Here is a 16853-nt window from a genome sequence, read left to right as displayed (position 1 = left end):
TTAATCCTTCAACTTGTCGGTAATACCTTTTTGTATATCAGTAGTTTCCTTTTTCACCGTTGAAGAAACCTCGTTAATATCTTTTTGAATATCAGAAGTATGGTTATCGAGTTCGCGTTTTATTTCGTTTGTGGCTTTTTTAAACTCACGCATTCCTTTCCCCAGTGTTTTGGCAATATCGGGTATCGCTTTCGACCCGAAAAACAACAATGCCAACAGCATCACCAAAACTATCTCGCCACCACTTATAAATAATAAATACTGCATCGTCAAATTGATTTAGATCACAAATATATAAAAAGTTGGAAGTCGGAAGACCGAAGACGGAAGATAGTTTTTGAAAGTTGATTACATAAATTTGAAAGACGAATTCCTGCTCACTTTTTCCAAAAAAAAGGATGTCACCTCAATTAAGCGATGACATCCTTTGTATAAAATTCAGTCGTCCGTCTTCCGACTTCTGACTTCAGTCTTCAAACTATTTCTTACGTTTTGCAACTACTTTGGCAACACGGCTACGAGTGTCGTGTGCAATTGGTGTTGCAATGAAAAGCGATGAGTATGTACCCACAACTACACCTACCAACAAGGCAAACGTAAAGCCGCGAATGGTAGCTCCACCGAATAAGAAGATAGCTAACAATACCACGAAAGTTGACAGTGATGTACTGAATGTACGACGAAGCGTGCTGTTCAGTGCAGCATCAACGTTTTCTACACGGTCGCGTTTTGGGTGCAAGCCAATATACTCCCTGATACGGTCGAATACAACCACGGTATCGTTAATCGAATAACCCACCACGGTTAGAATAGCTGCAATAAACGCCTGGTCGATCTCCAGTGAGAATGGCAGTACTCCTGCTAAAAGCGAGAAGATTCCCAATACAATTAACGAGTCGTGTGCCAAAGCAGCAACAGCTCCCAATCCATATTGCCAGTCGCGGAAACGAACCAAAATATAAAGGAAAATAATGATCAGCGAGAAGCCGATTGCAATAGCTGCATCGTTTCGGATATCATCCGAAATGGTCGGACCAACTTTTTGCGAACTCTGCTGATATTCCTGAGTAAATTCCTCAAGTGTTACTGATTGATCGATAAGATCAGCATCTTTCAAACCTTGCATTAACAAAGCTTCTACTTCGTTATCGATGTTTTCGCTATGGTCGTCAATTTTATAGTCGGTAGTAATTTTAATGTCGTTACCCGAAGTTTTTACTTCTGGTGCTGCACCGAAAACATCGGCCAACGCTGCACGAACTTCACCAACTTCAACGTCTTTTTGGAACTCTACAATGTACGAACGACCACCTTTAAAGTCGATACCGTAATCCAATCCGCGAACAAAGAAAGATCCAATAGAGATCAGAATGAATACACCTGAAATCACATAGAACATTCTTCTTTTCTCCAAGAATTTAATTTTCATATTACGTAACCAACCTTCTGTTGCTGTTGAAGCAAACAAGATACGGCCACCTTTTTTCAACTGCCATTCGAAAATCAAACGGGTAATGAAAATTGCAGAGAACAGTGAGGTTAGAATACCAATAATCAGGGTAGTAGCGAAACCTTTGATAGGACCTGAACCAAACAAGTAAAGTACAACACCGGTTAATAGTGTAGTAACCTGACCGTCGATAATTGCTGAGTAAGCGTTTTTATAACCATCGGTAATAGCCAGTTTGACACCTTTACCGGCGCGCATTTCTTCCTGAATACGTTCGTAAATCAGCACGTTCGCATCAACCGACATACCGATTGTAAGCACGATACCCGCAATACCGGGCAGTGTAAGTACAGCACCTAAAGAAGCAAGGATACCGAAGATAAAGAACATGTTGGCAACCAGTGCAATGTTTGCAGCCAAACCTGCATTTTTACTGTAGAAGAACAACATGTATACAAGTACAAGCGCAAAAGCGATTACGAATGAAAGTAAACCGCTGTTAATAGCTTTCTGACCCAGTGAAGGACCAACAATATCTTCCTGAATGATACGTGCAGGAGCCGGCATTTTACCCGACTTCAATACGTTTGCAAGGTCTTGCGCCTCTTCAATACTCTCCAAACCACTAATGCTTGAGCGACCACCTGCAATTTCCTGGTTAACATTTGGGAATGAACGAACATATCCATCCAAAACAATTGCAATCGATTTACCAACGTTTTCTTTTGTCATACGTTGCCAAACCTTTGCACCCTCAGCATTCATTTGCATAGCCACTTCAGGGTTTGTACCAAATTGGTCGAAATCCTGACGAGCATCGGTAATTACACCACCATCAAGAGGTGCTTTTCCGTCGCGGGTAGTAACTTTTAATGCAATTAAACGGTAGAAATTACCTGCTTCGTCAGCCGATTTTGCTGTCCATGCAAATCTCATATCGCGTGGGAATATGCTTCTGATTTGTGGATTATGCAGGTACGAATTAATCTTCGATGTATCTTTTGCGGCAGCCATACCTACAACCGGACCAGGGTAAAGCTGACCGGTTTGATCAGTACTTGGATTCAAAAGTGCAAACAGTGGAAATTGCTCTCTGAAAGCGGCTAAGTTATCAACTGATGCCGTTGTATCGTCGGCTGCTCCGGCTTCCAGTTCCGAAAGCAAAGAGTTCTCTTCCGATTCGTCAGCAGTAGCTTCTGTGGCAGTTGTATCGGCAGCGGCTTCAGTTCCACTTTTTTCCGTTTCAAGTACTTGCATTTCTTTAATGCGTTCGTTAGCTTGAAGCATGTATTGGTACACTTCCTGGTTTTCGTAAGTTTCCCAGAATTCTAAGTTTGCAGTTCCCTGCAGCAGGCTACGAACACGGTTCTGATCTTTTACACCCGGCAATTCAACCAAAATTCTACCGCTTGTTTGCAGGTTTTGAATATTAGGCTGAGCCACACCAAAACGGTCGATACGTGTACGAATGATATTAAAAGCATTGGCAATTGCAGCCTTAGTTTGCTCTTCAATAATTTTTAATACTTCAGCGTTGGTTGTGTTAAAGTTTACCTGGTCGCGAAGTTCCAAAGTGTTGAAAATAGAAGCTAATCGCGCATTCGGATCAAGTTCTTCGAAAGCCTCGCCAAACAGAGTTACGTAGTCTTTTGTACTGTTTTGCTGGTTTTTAGTTGCCAGCGCCAAAGCCTCGTTAAACGTTTTATCGTCGCTGTTATTCGACATCGCACGGATGATATCCTGCACTTCAACCTGAAGTGTTACGTTCATACCACCTTTAAGGTCAAGACCCAGGTTAATTTCCAGCTCCTGAACATCTTTGTAAGTATATTTTTTCAATCCAAGGAAGTTGTAAACCACTTCGCTCTTCATTGAATCAAGGTATTGAAACTCTTTCATTTCATCACCTTGCGCATATTCAATGGCATCATCTTTTACCCCGTTCGATACCCAGGTAAACGATAATTGGTATAAACATACCGCTGCCAACAGAATTGCAAATGTTAAAATTGCACCTTTGTTTTGCATTTTAATTTGAATTTAAATGTTTAATGATATTTTTTAATTGACTGAATTCTAATCTATTCAGATACGCATCGCACCTGATATTCTTTTAAACTGATAAAAGAATTACGATCAACCTATGGAGTCTTCGTCGGGGGAAAAGACGTGACATTGAAATACCAGGTAATGATACGATGAGATAAGCGGGGTGGTTTGCATGACTACCTCCGCTTTTAATACCTGGTAATTGCGAATTGAATGATAATTGCGTAAAAATTTGTCGTGCAGCTGAGGTTTTGTATTCTTTGAATACACGCGGTCTTCGAAGGTTTTAATTGTATTCGAAGCGGATTGAGTAATCAGGTATACTGCGCCCTGCTCGTTACTTTGCTCCTGCGATTCGGCCTGAATCTTTTTAACCTCCTCAGGATTATTTCCAAAATAATTATCCAAAACTAAGGCAGCCGCAATAATTGCCATAAACATGGCCATGCGAACTACAATTTTTCTGGTTATTTTAATTTTAGAAATCATACTTTAAACTTCTCGTCTGCAACTACTTAAAACATTTGTTGTGAAAAAAACTTTTTACAATTGTTTTTACACCTTATTTTTAAGCGGAGCAAATATACCGAAATACTCCAGCTTTCCAAAGATGACAACGGGATTTTTGAAGTATTTCGTTTAACGCCAACATTTTATGATGAATGTATTTGTATATGGTTCGTTGCTGTTTCCGGAAATTGCCGATGGTTTGTGCGGGCAAAAGTTAAAATCGGAAGATGCAACTTTAAGTGGTTACGCGCGCTTTGCGTTAAAAGGGGCCGATTACCCGGCAATTATCAAAAAAGATAACTCCGCGGTAAAAGGGAAAGTACTTCGCAACCTCGACGAAAATGCGATTTACTTGCTCACTTTTTACGAAGGCGATGAATATGGAATGGCACCGGTTAAAGTTGAAACCGATTCAGGAATTATTGATGCGGTAGCTTTTGTTTGGATGGCCGGAAATGAATTTCTGGAAGATTTTGACTGGAGTGAAGAAAAATTTGAATCAGAATCGCTGGCATTTTACCGCGATGAAATTATTCCGGCAACACGGGCAGAATATTACAGACGGAATTAGTTGGACAGAATGTGTTCAAGAATAGGTGCTGCATTCTTTTAATTGAATGAAAACTCCTTATTTTTACTGTGCTTACAACGCTAACCAACTAAATTAAAACTTAATGATCAGATCTGCTTTCTTTCGTTTACTTACCGTACTTTGTGTTTTGTTTATCAGTTTGAATTTTGCGATGGCACAAAATAAAACAGGCATTTTCGACAACCACACCGATGTAGGAGCCTGCAAACATCAGGGGTTTGCATCTTTCGATCCTACCGACCAAACCTACACAATTGGAGGTTCGGGATTGAACATGTGGTTTGGCGACGACCAGTTTCATTACCTGTGGACAACACTTCAGGGCGATTTTATTTTACGCACCGAAGTTAAATTTTTAGGCGACGGCGTTGATCCGCACCGAAAAGTGGGCTGGATGGTTCGGAATAATCTCGACAGCAATTCGCCACATGCAAATGCAACCGTTCATGGCGACGGACTTACATCGTTACAATACCGGAAAACTGCAGGTGCCGATACGGAAGAAGAAAAATCGGAAGACCAGGCGCCGGATGTAATACAGCTGGAAAGAAAAGGCTCCACTTTTATTATGTCGACAGCTAAGTTTGGCGAACCTTTTAAAGTGGTGCAACTCGAAGATCTGTCGCTCGATAACGAAGTTTATGTTGGAATTTATGTGTGTTCGCACAATCCCGATGTTGTTGAAAGTGCCGTTTATAGAAATGTACGCATTATCATCCCTGAAAAAGAAGACTATGTCCCCTACCAGGATTACATTGGAAGCAATCTTGAAATACTGGATATTGAAAGTGGGTTACGAAAAGTGATCCACCATTCTGCACATTCTATTCAGGCCCCCAACTGGACACCTGATAATGAAAAGCTGATCTACAATTCAAAAGGGCATCTATATACCTACAAGCTGGCCAACGGCGAAATCAATCCGTTGAATACCGGTTTTGCGACCAATAATAACAACGACCATGTTTTAAGTTTCGATGGTAGTTTGCTTGGCATTTCGCATCACAGCCAAGATAACGGAGGAAATTCAACTATTTATTACTTACCTGCAAAAGGTGATTCCACACCGGTTCGTGTTACAAAAACAGGAATTGGCGCTTCGTACTTTCACGGCTGGTCACCCGATAAAAAAACGATGCTCTTTACCGGCGAACGAAACGGGCAATACGACATTTACAGTGTTGATGTAGCCAGCGGAGAAGAAACACAACTCACAAACTTCAAAACACTGGATGACGGCTCCGAATTCAGTCCCGATGGCAAATACATTTTCTTCAACTCGGCCAGAAGCGGTAAAATGCAATTGTGGCGAATGGATGCCGATGGTAAAAATCCGGTTCAACTGACCGATGACAAATACAACGACTGGTTCCCGCATGTAAGCCCCGATAAAAAATGGATCGTATTTATTTCATTTCCTGAAGACGTTGCCCCAGGTGATCATCCATTTTACAAACATTGTCTTATTCGTTTAATTCCATACGAAGGTGGCGAACCACGCATTTTGGCCTACATTTATGGCGGACAGGGATCAATGAATGTTCCAAGCTGGTCGCCCGATAGTAAAAAGATTGCGTTTGTAACGAACAGCGATTAAGTACAAATCAAACCAGATCAAAATTTATATATCATGCTAAAAACACATGGCTTCTTCTTCTCTTTAGTTCTGTTATTTATTGGCGTGGGTTGCACGAATATTAAACGTGGTCCGGTTGAAGAAGGAACGCTGGAGCATGGGATCTATTCCAGTACTTATTTCAATTTAGCGATGAACGTTCCGGAAAACTGGAAAGTGGACACTTTGGGCAAAGTGGAGAAAAAAGCAACTGCAGCAGATGCAAATGAATCTGATATCACATTAGTGGCCAACTTGCTCACCATTTATCAGGAAATTGAAAAGGAAGAGTTTAAACCCAATCTTTCAATGATTGCAGAAAGGTGCACTCTTTACCCCGAGCTTAAAAATGAAAACGACTATTTAGCACATGTAAAAAAGCAATATGCAAATTTAAATCCCATCACTTCTGAGATTAAGAAGATGGTTCTGAAAAATGCTGTTGATTGTTATACTTTCGATCTTACGATGACAATTCAGGAGGTGACGATGCAACAAACTCATTTCGCCTTGAAAAGGAATGACTTTTATATCGACATCACGATTACATATCAAATCGCTAAACAAAAGGAAGAATTGGAGGCGATTGTAAATTCGTTAACTATGAATTAGCTCCAAAAGCATGGCATTAAAATCCGGTTTTTTGATCTGACAACTTCAACACCCGCCGTTTATAATCAATAACAGCATTGTAATTCAGCAGGAAATCGCTTCCCAGCAAACCGCAGATTTTGTAATCGGTAACTTTTTGGTACAACTCGTTAATATGATTCATATCCATCAGGGCAACTTTCATGTTATCGACTTTTAGTTTTCCAAAAAACAGTGGTTTTAATATACCCAGCGAAGTTTTCAAAGGCTCTTCGCTCATATTTGCTGCATGCAAGTCTTCGGTGCCTTCTTCTGTATGGGCTATAAAATCAGCAAGGTTTTGATCAAACACGGATTTTGATGCCCCGGTATCAATAACCCAATAAGCATTTTCGCGTCCTTCAAATTGCGTTGGCAGAATTAAATGATAGTTCGAGGATTCCAACTCTATAATGTCGATAGGTATTTTCGTTCGCATGGCTTCAAATTTAAAACAAATTAGCACAAAAAATTATGCATTACCGGGAATCACCAGCAGGGATGAAAGTAAGGCCTGTCGACAGCATTTCATAAAAATAGTCAGATTACCAGGCGCAGAAAACGATTGTGCTTTGAATAGCTTATTGATTGCGCCTTTAAATTACCGCACATCAACCCCGGGTTTTACCCGAGGTTAGTCACATTTTATCCCTTCGGGATATTGAACTAAATTACAAAGTTAAGACGAGTTTATTGACCAGTTATGTCGGAATTGCAAACTTTTCATGACGCTGGAAGCGTCGAATGTTAATAACCCGGTGCTTAGCGCCGGGATGGAATGACCAAAGGGAAATCGTCCGGCGAAAAAAGCCGATCGAAGCCAGGTGATTCTACCGGACGAAACTCAAACGGCAATACACATAAAAACATGGGGAGTGACTTTCACAAAAAAAGGCCCGCAAAAATTGCGAGCCTCTGTATGCTGTTTTTATTCTTTCGAATTACAGTAAGTCGTTTACTTTTGAAACACCTTCTGCACTTGCAGTCAATTTTTCTTTTTCAGCATCTGAAAGTTCGATTTCAACGATTTTTTCGATACCGTTTTTACCGATGATACAAGGAACACCGATTGAAATGTCGCTTAAACCATACTCGCCTTCAAGAAGTGCTGAACATGGGAACATTTTTTGAGAATCCAATGCAATGGCACGAACCAATTCTGATACTGCTGCACCAGGAGCATACCATGCGCTTGTTCCTAACAATTTTGTTAAAGTAGCACCACCAACTTTAGTAGCTTCAACTACTTCAGCTTGTTTTTCTTCACTTAAAAATTCAGTAACAGGAACACTGTTACGAACAGCTTTGTCAATTAATGGAACCATACCGGTATCGCTGTGTCCGCCAATTACCATAGCCGAAATGTCTGATTGTGCACATTCCAATGCTTCAGCCAATCTGTATTTAAAACGTGCGCTATCTAATGCTCCACCCATACCGATAATGCGGTTTTTAGGAAGACCAGTTGCTTTGTGTGCCAGGTAAGCCATTGTATCCATTGGGTTACTAACCACAATAATGATTACGTTTGGCGATGCAGCGATCAATTTTTCAGCAACGTCTTTAACAATTCCGGCATTAATACCGATCAACTCTTCACGAGTCATTCCAGGTTTACGTGGAATACCACTGGTAATTACTGCAACATCGCTACCAGCTGTTTTAGTGTAATCGTTAGTTGTTCCAACGATGGTTGAGTCAAAACCGTTTAACGAAGCAGTTTGCATCAAATCCATTGCTTTACCTTCAGCAAAACCTTCTTTGATGTCAATCAATACTATTTCATCTGCAAAATCTTTAATTGCGATATACTCGGCACAACTTGCACCTACTGCACCTGCTCCAACTACTGTTACTTTCATTTTACTAGTGAGTTTTATTATTATAAAATCGTGTTATCTATAAACAATTGTCTGTCAAATTGTTTTAAGGCACGCAAAGTTAATTTTTTTTCGCGATGTTAGAAATAATTCAGAGCCCCCAAAACCGGTTTAACAAATTGGTAAAACATACGATTTGCGGCTCGAAACGGAAGTGATTTTTGTCACTTATGTTTGAATTTTACGAATTGAAACGCAAATGGTTTTGCGAATTTTAGCAGCAGGCAAGATCCTTTAATTAAACCAGTAAGTCATTTTTAAAACCACTGCCCTGTTTCGTGAGTTCCAGTTCCCGGTAAAATAGTTGTCGGTGTAAACCAGGTAAATATCCGAAACCGGTTGGTAACGCCACTGAAAGCGTGAGTTGATATTCAGATTATCGATTTGCTCGTTGTACTGCACAAAAGTCGACCAGAAAATTTTATCGGTGAAAGTGATGTCCATTTTCGGGCCTACCAGCCAGAATTTCTCGCGACTGAACGGATCGCCCAAATCCATATCGGTATAGTTGAAATTCATGGTCAGATTTACGTAAGGCTGAAAACGGTAACCAAACTCTCCCTGAAGGTATTGAATATCGCCACTGTAAAAACTCCCTTTTGAGGCCTCGGCTTCCCAGGTAAACAACGATTTACGGGTTGATTGGTACTTAACAGAAAAAAGTCCGAAATCGTATTCCGATCCTTCGGGTAAATAATTATCCGGATCTTGAGTAGGATTAAAATCGTTACGCAACTGCACAAAATGGTCGCTGTATTCAATCCCCAGTTCTGCCCGGTTTGCAAAGGTCAGTTCGTATTCAAACTTGTATTCGTGCTCAATCAGATCATTGTCGGGATTATAGTAATTATCGAGCTGTATACTCGGGCCATGGCTCGCCACTTTTTTGTTGGGCACAAACGTATAACCTGCCGAACCTCCAATAAAATTATACCCTGTTCGGCGCACGTATCCGGCCTCGGCACGGTAATTTTCGCCCACCGAAGTTTCAAAAATACCGAGATTAAAATGAGCGGTTTTGTACATTAAACTAGCTCCTTGCGCATATTGTTTGTCGGGATTATCGGGTTGAAACGAGCGGTGGTAAAAGAATTTTCCATCCCACACATTGTCTTTGCTGGCCAGGTTATAATCGAAACCAATTACGCGGTTAAACATGCTGGTGTCCGATGGCACATCGAGGTACTCTTTGTTAACAGCAATTATTCCGAAATTTGATCGTGTGAACACCTTTTTCTGTATAGATGCCACGGTAAAATTACGGGCCAGGAGGTCGCCGGTTTCTTCAGTGGCCATATTCATAAAACCAACACGCCAGTCTTTTCCAATCTTTCCGCTTAAACGGGCACCGGCAAGCACAGGTGCATCCAAACCAATCCGGCGCGAGAAAAACGGAGTTAAAGTATGTGCGTATCCGTAACTCGAAAACAGGTCGCTGTTCTCGAGGAAGAACTGTCGTTTTTCGGGAAAGAACAATTCGAAACGATCGATATTCGTTACCTGCTGATCGACCTCAACCTGGGCAAAATCAGGATTGTAAGTCAGGTCGAGTGTCATCGACGATGAAATACCAACTTTGGCATCAAAACCAACATCGGTACGATAATCGGTATTTGTTCCGGCTTCGAAATCTTTAGCAGCACTACCCAAAATATAAGGAATTACCGAAAACTGCATTTTTGATTTTGGCAGCGGCTCCTCAAATTTCATGCGTCCGGTATAAGCCAGCGATGCCGTAGGAAACTGCCTTGGAACAGGAGCCCATGCCGACTTTTCATCCGATTTTAAATCGAGGCGGCTAAAGTTTACATTCCATTCTTTGCTACCATTCGGGTAACGCACCGATTTGAATGGAATACGCATTTCACTCACCCAGCGGTCGTCGTAATGTTTGGTTTCCATTTCCCATTTGCAATCCCAATCGAGCGACACACTACTTCCGTTACTCATGGTACCGTCCCACTTGGCTCCCGAGGCCGAAACCCCAAACGAAAAACCGTTGGTCTGATCTAAAAATGTATCGAAGAATATAAGCAGGTTGTCGTTGCTGCCAAAACTAAAATCGCGTCGGAACGATTCCATAACACGATCGCCGGGAATAGTATCGTAAAATATCTGTGCTACGTACAAAGCTTTATCGTCGTAGGCCATCATCATTGTTGAAGGCTGCTTGGCAAAACCCGTATCGATGGGCAGCACCCGGTAAAATTTATCTGCTTTTTGCGCGCGTTCCCAGTCGCTTTCGTCAATTACACCATCGATATTTATTACCGATTGTAATTTTTTTACGTGATAGATATAATCCTTGTTGAAGGTATTTAAAGTGGTATCAGACTTTAAACCAAAACCATTGGCGACGCCGGCCAGCGAAAGAAATAAGCTAAACAATAAAAGTAAAGGCAACTTCATAAGAAACAGCTTTAATTGATTTAGGTATAATAAACTGTCGGTAAAGATATTTAAATTGTCATAACTACAAAGTGACAAAAATTGGTTTGCATAAAAGAATAAATACACCCAAGCGAGAATGATGAATTTCGAATGAGGATTAACGATTGAAGATCTACGAAGGAGTAGGCAAATGGCAACTTCGCGTCTTTGAAAAAAATAAACCACAGAGGTAACACAAAGAAGACACGGAGAACCACAGAGAAGGAAAGTCTATTGCGTTCTATGTGCCTAATGTAGTTCGTGATACAAGGAAAAAGTAAAAAGGGAAAAAAGCTGGCGGAAGAATTGGCAATTGGCAAACAACGACGTACAAAATCTAATGTGTTCTGTGTGCCTAATGTGGTTAGTTTTTTTGGGTTAAAACGAACAAATAAAAAGCCTCCGACTTTTCAGCCGGAGGCACAAAAAACAATGTTCAAGCAAGATCTGCTACAAGGTGATTGGTACACCGTTGTAGAAATCAAGTATTTTCGTGCGGAAAATATATTCGTATTTTGCTTGTATCAGATCCGACTGAGCATTGGTCAGATTTGTTTTACTTTGGTTGTATTCTACTGAGTTAATCATACCCACGTTAAATTTTTCTTCGGTGTAACGGAATGCCTCTTTCATTGAAGCCACTGCTTTATCGGTTGAAATGTAACGATTAAAAGCAGCCAGCGCATTGGTGTACACCTGCTCAATGTCTCTACGTAAAACGTTACGACTTTGTTGTAGTTGATACTCGTAATCAGCAATTTGCATTTCTGAGTTGGTAATATTGTTCTTCACCTGGAAACGATTGAAAATCGGGATGCTCAAAGTTAATCCCAAACTCGAGCGGCTGTTGTTTTTCAGCTGTTCGCCCAAATCAATACGGTTTCCTTCAAAGTCTTTGTACTGGTTGTTGTACTGGTTGTAATAATTGGCACCAAAACTCAAACTCGGGTAACGGTTTCCCTTTGCAATATCCAACTGTTTCATTGCACTTTGAACGCGCAACTGTGCAGCTTTTATTTCGGGGCGAACGTTAATGGCCGTGCTAAACACATCGTAAGCGTTTATCATGGTAAGGTTGGCCTGAATTTCGGGCAACAAAGGTTTTTCAATAGTAAAACTCTCGGCCATAGGCAGCTCCAAAAACTGGTACAAATTAAGGTAAGCCAACTGAACCCGGTTTTGTGCATTTACCAAATCCAGCTCCTCGCGAGCCAGCTGCGCTTCAATTTCGAGCAAAGCTCCGCGCGCTTCACTTCCGGCATCAACAAGCTGACGGGTGCGCTCAATTTGTTGTTTGGTTACCTCGATAGTAGCCTCGGCAACCAATTGAACTTCCTGTGCAAAAAGAATTTCGAGATATTCGGCTGCAATCGACAGCATAATATCGTCTTTTGTTTTTTGCAGATCGGCCATTGTTGCCTGCAAATCGAGCTCGCGCATTCTAACGGTGTTGCTCAGTGTCATTCCGTTAAACAGTGTCATGCTGGTATTTAATCCACCGGCCACACTTGCCGAGTTGATATTGTCGTAAGTATTGTCGTAAGTTAACGAGCGACCAAAACTAAAATCGTTGCTCATCTGGCCATTCAGGTTAGGCAGTTTATCGTCTTTCGCCTGCTTAACCAGCGTTTCGTTGTAACGTGTATTTATCTCCTGTCGTTTTACCTGAAGGTTGTTTTCGATGGCGTAATCGAAACAGGCTTGTAAATCCCATTCGTTTTGCGCCTGCAGGTTAAAAGCTCCTGCCGACAGTAAAATTCCTAAAAATAAGGTTAAAAGATTCTTCATCATGTATTGTTTTTTGTTTTGCCACGAATTTACATAAAGCGATGTGAATTACCTATTGTTAGCCGTTATTGGCTTGTGCTTCCTGTACTTTCTTCGGATCGATCTTTTCGCCTTTCACTTTATCCTCAGCTTTCAATCCCTCGGTAATTTCAATATTTATCCCGTCAGAAAGGCCGGTGTGTACCCAACGTTTTTCGTAGTTTGGCTCTTCGGCCGAACCTGTATTCACCTCAACAAACGACGAGTCGTTTTCAAACTGAAGCAATCCTTCTGGAATAACCATCACATTGTCTTTGCGCTCCAGAACGATATTGGCGTTTGCACTGTATCCGGCGCGGATAAACTGGCCTTCTTTAAGTTTTACATTCGCTTTAATTTCAAACTGAATGGCACCGTTTTCTTCCACTCCTTTTGGCGAAATATATTCTAAAACGGCAGCAAATTTTTCTTTGTCGATAGCACCTATTTCCAGTTCAATTGGCATTCCTTCGCGAATTTTTCCTACCTCGGTTTCATCCACATTTCCTTCAAAGATCATATCGCTCATATCGGCAACCGAAGCAATGGTAGTTCCTGCGTTAAAGGTATTTGCCTGAATTACAGAGTTACCTTCTTCAACCGGGACATCCAGCACCATGCCGTTAATGGTTGAGCGCACCAGAGTATTAGTAGCCGTTTCAGCCTTTTTTGTTACACCGTTTTTAATTAATTCCAGATTATTTTCGGCAGCGGTCAATTCTTCTTTTGCTGAATCGTAAGCCACTTTTGCCGATTTAAACTCTTCGTACGAGATCACTTCTTTATCGAATAATTTCTGCTGACGATCGTAATCGATCTGTGCATCTTCAAAACCAATTTTTGCACGATTTACACGAGTTTCGGCAGAATTCAGCGTTACCATATCAGGAATAATTTTGATACGGGCAACCACCTGTCCTTTGGTAATTTTATCGCCGGCCTCAACAAACAATTCGTCAATAATTCCCGAAACCTGCGGAACGATCTCAATTTCAAAACGCGGTACCACCGATCCGGTAGCCACCGTTTTCATTACTACATCGCTGTAGAACGGATTCTTGTTCTCAAAAAAATCTGTTTTCTTTTTCGATTTGTTGTACAGGAAGAAAAGTGTTCCTCCAAATATTGCAACCAATACTACAACTCCTAAAATTCTAAATACTTTTTTCATGGCTAATTTGCTTTTATTGTTTTTTGTAATTGTTTTGTTTCAATTTATCCTTAATCAATAATCCTTAATCCTTTTCTACTCGTCGCGCAAGGCATCAATCGGTTTAATACTCACTGCCCGCCGCGCCGGAATCAATCCGGCAAATATTCCGGAAACCACCAGTACTGAAAGTGCTCCAACTGCCATTCGGAAACTGATTTCCGGACGGCGGAAGAAAATATCATCGCTACCGCCGGCATTCATTTCCAGCACCATATTTAGCAGCTCAAGCAAGCCCACACCTAATGCCAAACCGAGGTATCCGGCAAGTACAGTCAGGAAAACACTTTCGGCAACAATGTGAAGGATTACTTTCCCCGGTGTTGCACCGATCGCACGCTGGATACCAATTTCCTGCGTACGTTCTTTAATAATTACCAGCATAATATTGCTCACGCCAATTACACCGGCCAGCAAAGTTCCAATTCCCACAATCCAGGTTAACAACTGAATTCCGGTGAACAGTCCCATGTATTTTTTCCATTCCACTTCGATGTTAAATGAACCTACAGCCTGCTGATCGTCGGGCGCAACACTGTGGCGTTCTTTCATTAACTCCTTCAATCGGGCTTCCACCTTGCTTACCGGTACTCCGGGTTGCGAGGTTACCGAGAAGAAATGCACATCGTCGCCCATGTTAAAGGTTTTTTGCATGGTGGTGAATGGCATAATTATGGTTTCGTTTTTTCTACCATTGCCAATATTTACGCGGGTTTCACCTTTTACCACACCAACCACCTGGAAGTAAACGCCGTTAATTTTCAGGTATTCGCCAATCGGGTCTTCATCCTTGTCGAACATCACTTCCACCACGCGTTCGCCAATATTTACCACTTTTCGCGAATGCTGAATATCGATGGTATTTATCAGTCGTCCCTGAAGCGGTGTCCACGGATCGATTTTGAAAAACTCAGGGTAATCGCCATAAATATTAAAGGCGCCTGTTTTTTTACCACGAATTACATTATCACCGCCTCCGCTGCTTGGCCCGAACAATCGTGGCGACAAATATTCAATGTCGCTGATGTTGGCTTTTATGTATTCTATATCTGTGTTTTTGTAGTTCCAGCGTCGTCCACGTTGAAATCCTTTATAAGGCACGCTGGTGCGCTCGGTCCAGAAGAATGCCGAGTTGGATGCGAAAGCTTTAATTCCGTCCATCACCCCGTTTTCAAGGGCACGACCGGCTCCCGACATAATTATCAGCATAAATATTCCCCAGAACACACCGAAAGCGGTCATGAAACTGCGCATCCGGTTTTTCTTTAAAGCGCTTAATATTTCTTTCCAAAGGTCTAAGTCGAACATTGTTTTCTGCTTTTGTTTTCGTTTCTGTTATTCGTCGCGCAATGCCTCAATAGGTTTGATTTTTGCAGCGCGTTTTGCAGGAATGTACCCGGCAATAGCTCCGGCTATCACCAGTAATAATGTTGCCGACATGGCAATTCCCAGGTCAACGGTCGGGTTGCGGAACAAGGTTTCTCCGTTTCCTCCGTTAGTTGCCGCTGAAGCTTCAAATTGTTTCTCCACGATAAAATTCAATCCTTCCATGAGCCCCGTTCCCAGCACCAGACCGATGTATCCGGCAATTGTTGTGATCATTACGGCTTCCAAAAGAATTAATCCAATTACCGAAGCAGGACTGGCACCAATAGCTTTTCGGATACCAATTTCTTTGGTGCGTTCTTTTACCACGATCAGCATTATGTTGCTTACTCCAACCACTCCTGCAATCAGGGTTCCGATTCCGATTATCCAAATGAAAATATCAATCGCCTGGAAGATCTTCATGGTTTGAATTACATCCTCCAATTTGCTGTATGATCCCATGGCCGATTCGTCAGTAGCATCGAATTTATGTTTGCGTGCCAGTCTCTCTCTTACACGGTTTTCAATGGCCTGACTTTCTTCTATTGTTTCGGCGTTAATGGTTAAGGCAAAGTTGTGCAGACGGTTTGATCCGTTAAATACTTTTTGCCCTGTAGTAACCGGGATGTAAGCATTTCGGTGACGAGTACCGCCTCCCTCTTTACAAATTCCAACCACTTTAAACGGGATGTTATTTACCCGAACATATTCGCCAATCGCCTCTTTTCCATCAAAAAGTGCATCGTAAATATCTTTTCCCAGCACCACCGATTTCCGGGTTTGATCAATGTCGACCTGGTTGACAAAACGACCGTCAACAATTTCAATCGACTCGACATCTTTTAAATCGGGATGGCAGGTTATTGCCGAATACTCGCCGTATTCGCTTCCATATGAAAAGAGGTTTCCGCCGATGTAATAACGACCCGAGGTGTGCTCAATTCCTTCTAGATCCTTCAGAATATCGTAATCAGCATTGGTAAAGCGGATTTCCCTGTTTTCCTGCATTCCCTGGTAAGGAATACTGGTGCGGCCACTCCACAACCACATGGCATTTACGGCATCGCGCATAAAGTTTTCCGACACGCCGTTGCTTAAACCATTACCGGCTCCCAGCAGGATCATTAACATGAAAATCCCCCAGGCAACGCTAAATCCGGTGAGGAAAGTGCGCATTTTATTTTTTTTGATGGTGGCAAAGATCTCCTGCCATTTATCAATATCGAACATGATAGCTTAAGTTTAAAGTGAAAAGTTGAGAACAGTGAAACTGGTCGAAATCCCGACCAAAGCGTCGGGATCAAAAACCCGAC

At 41.7% G+C, this 16853-nt stretch carries 13 protein-coding genes; 3 read left to right on the top strand and 10 right to left on the bottom strand.

Annotated elements, in window-relative coordinates:
* The 3 genes from QZ576_RS06165 to QZ576_RS06155 form a co-directional block, all read right to left on the bottom strand.
* Positions 1-267: a twin-arginine translocase TatA/TatE family subunit gene (locus tag QZ576_RS06165; protein WP_038556339.1), complete on the bottom strand. Its 267-nt coding sequence runs from the start codon at positions 265-267 to the stop codon at positions 1-3.
* Between the two features lie 211 nt (positions 268-478).
* Positions 479-3478 carry a protein translocase subunit SecDF gene (gene secDF / locus QZ576_RS06160; RefSeq protein WP_297095144.1) on the bottom strand — a complete coding sequence of 1000 codons (3000 nt, stop codon included), beginning with the start codon at positions 3476-3478 and terminating at the stop codon, positions 479-481.
* A 108-nt stretch (positions 3479-3586) separates the two neighbouring features.
* Positions 3587-3988, bottom strand: a complete 402-nt coding sequence (locus QZ576_RS06155) for a hypothetical protein (protein ID WP_297095142.1) — start codon at positions 3986-3988, stop codon at positions 3587-3589.
* Positions 3989-4154: 166 nt separating this feature from the next.
* Here QZ576_RS06155 and QZ576_RS06150 point away from each other — a divergent pair, with 166 nt between their 5' ends.
* The 3 genes from QZ576_RS06150 (at position 4155) to QZ576_RS06140 (ending at position 6828) form a co-directional block, all read left to right on the top strand.
* Positions 4155-4580, top strand: coding sequence for a gamma-glutamylcyclotransferase family protein (locus QZ576_RS06150; protein WP_297095140.1), 426 nt, complete (start codon positions 4155-4157; stop codon positions 4578-4580).
* A 103-nt stretch (positions 4581-4683) separates the two neighbouring features.
* A complete protein-coding gene (locus QZ576_RS06145; RefSeq protein ID WP_297095138.1) occupies positions 4684-6198 on the top strand; it encodes an SMP-30/gluconolactonase/LRE family protein in 1515 nt (504 codons plus the stop codon).
* A 33-nt stretch (positions 6199-6231) separates the two neighbouring features.
* Positions 6232-6828: a hypothetical protein gene (locus tag QZ576_RS06140; RefSeq protein WP_297095136.1), complete on the top strand. Its 597-nt coding sequence runs from the start codon at positions 6232-6234 to the stop codon at positions 6826-6828.
* A 16-nt stretch (positions 6829-6844) separates the two neighbouring features.
* On the opposite strand, the gene QZ576_RS06135 is transcribed toward QZ576_RS06140, so the two are convergent.
* From QZ576_RS06135 to QZ576_RS06105, 7 genes are all read right to left on the bottom strand, one after another.
* On the bottom strand, positions 6845-7285 hold the full coding sequence (locus QZ576_RS06135; protein WP_297095134.1) for an aspartyl protease family protein: 441 nt from the start codon (positions 7283-7285) through the stop codon (positions 6845-6847).
* Positions 7286-7787: 502 nt separating this feature from the next.
* Positions 7788-8708: a malate dehydrogenase gene (locus QZ576_RS06130; RefSeq protein WP_297095132.1), complete on the bottom strand. Its 921-nt coding sequence runs from the start codon at positions 8706-8708 to the stop codon at positions 7788-7790.
* A 252-nt stretch (positions 8709-8960) separates the two neighbouring features.
* The gene (locus QZ576_RS06125) at positions 8961-11135 is read right to left on the bottom strand and encodes a DUF5916 domain-containing protein (protein WP_297095130.1); all 2175 of its coding nucleotides are present in this window, start codon (positions 11133-11135) and stop codon (positions 8961-8963) included.
* A 471-nt stretch (positions 11136-11606) separates the two neighbouring features.
* Positions 11607-12944 (bottom strand): TolC family protein, encoded by a 1338-nt coding sequence (locus QZ576_RS06120; RefSeq protein WP_297095128.1) that lies wholly within the window; start codon positions 12942-12944, stop codon positions 11607-11609.
* A gap of 58 nt (positions 12945-13002) precedes the next feature.
* Positions 13003-14133 carry an efflux RND transporter periplasmic adaptor subunit gene (locus tag QZ576_RS06115; protein ID WP_297095126.1) on the bottom strand — a complete coding sequence of 377 codons (1131 nt, stop codon included), beginning with the start codon at positions 14131-14133 and terminating at the stop codon, positions 13003-13005.
* A gap of 75 nt (positions 14134-14208) precedes the next feature.
* Positions 14209-15480: an ABC transporter permease gene (locus QZ576_RS06110; RefSeq protein WP_297095124.1), complete on the bottom strand. Its 1272-nt coding sequence runs from the start codon at positions 15478-15480 to the stop codon at positions 14209-14211.
* 27 nt (positions 15481-15507) lie between these two features.
* On the bottom strand, positions 15508-16770 hold the full coding sequence (locus QZ576_RS06105) for an ABC transporter permease (RefSeq protein ID WP_297095122.1): 1263 nt from the start codon (positions 16768-16770) through the stop codon (positions 15508-15510).
* Positions 16771-16853 lie beyond the last annotated feature (83 nt).

It is taken from the genome of uncultured Draconibacterium sp. (assembly GCF_913060805.1).
GTDB lineage: Bacteria > Bacteroidota > Bacteroidia > Bacteroidales > Prolixibacteraceae > Draconibacterium.
This window is presented reverse-complemented; position numbering and strand designations above follow the sequence as displayed.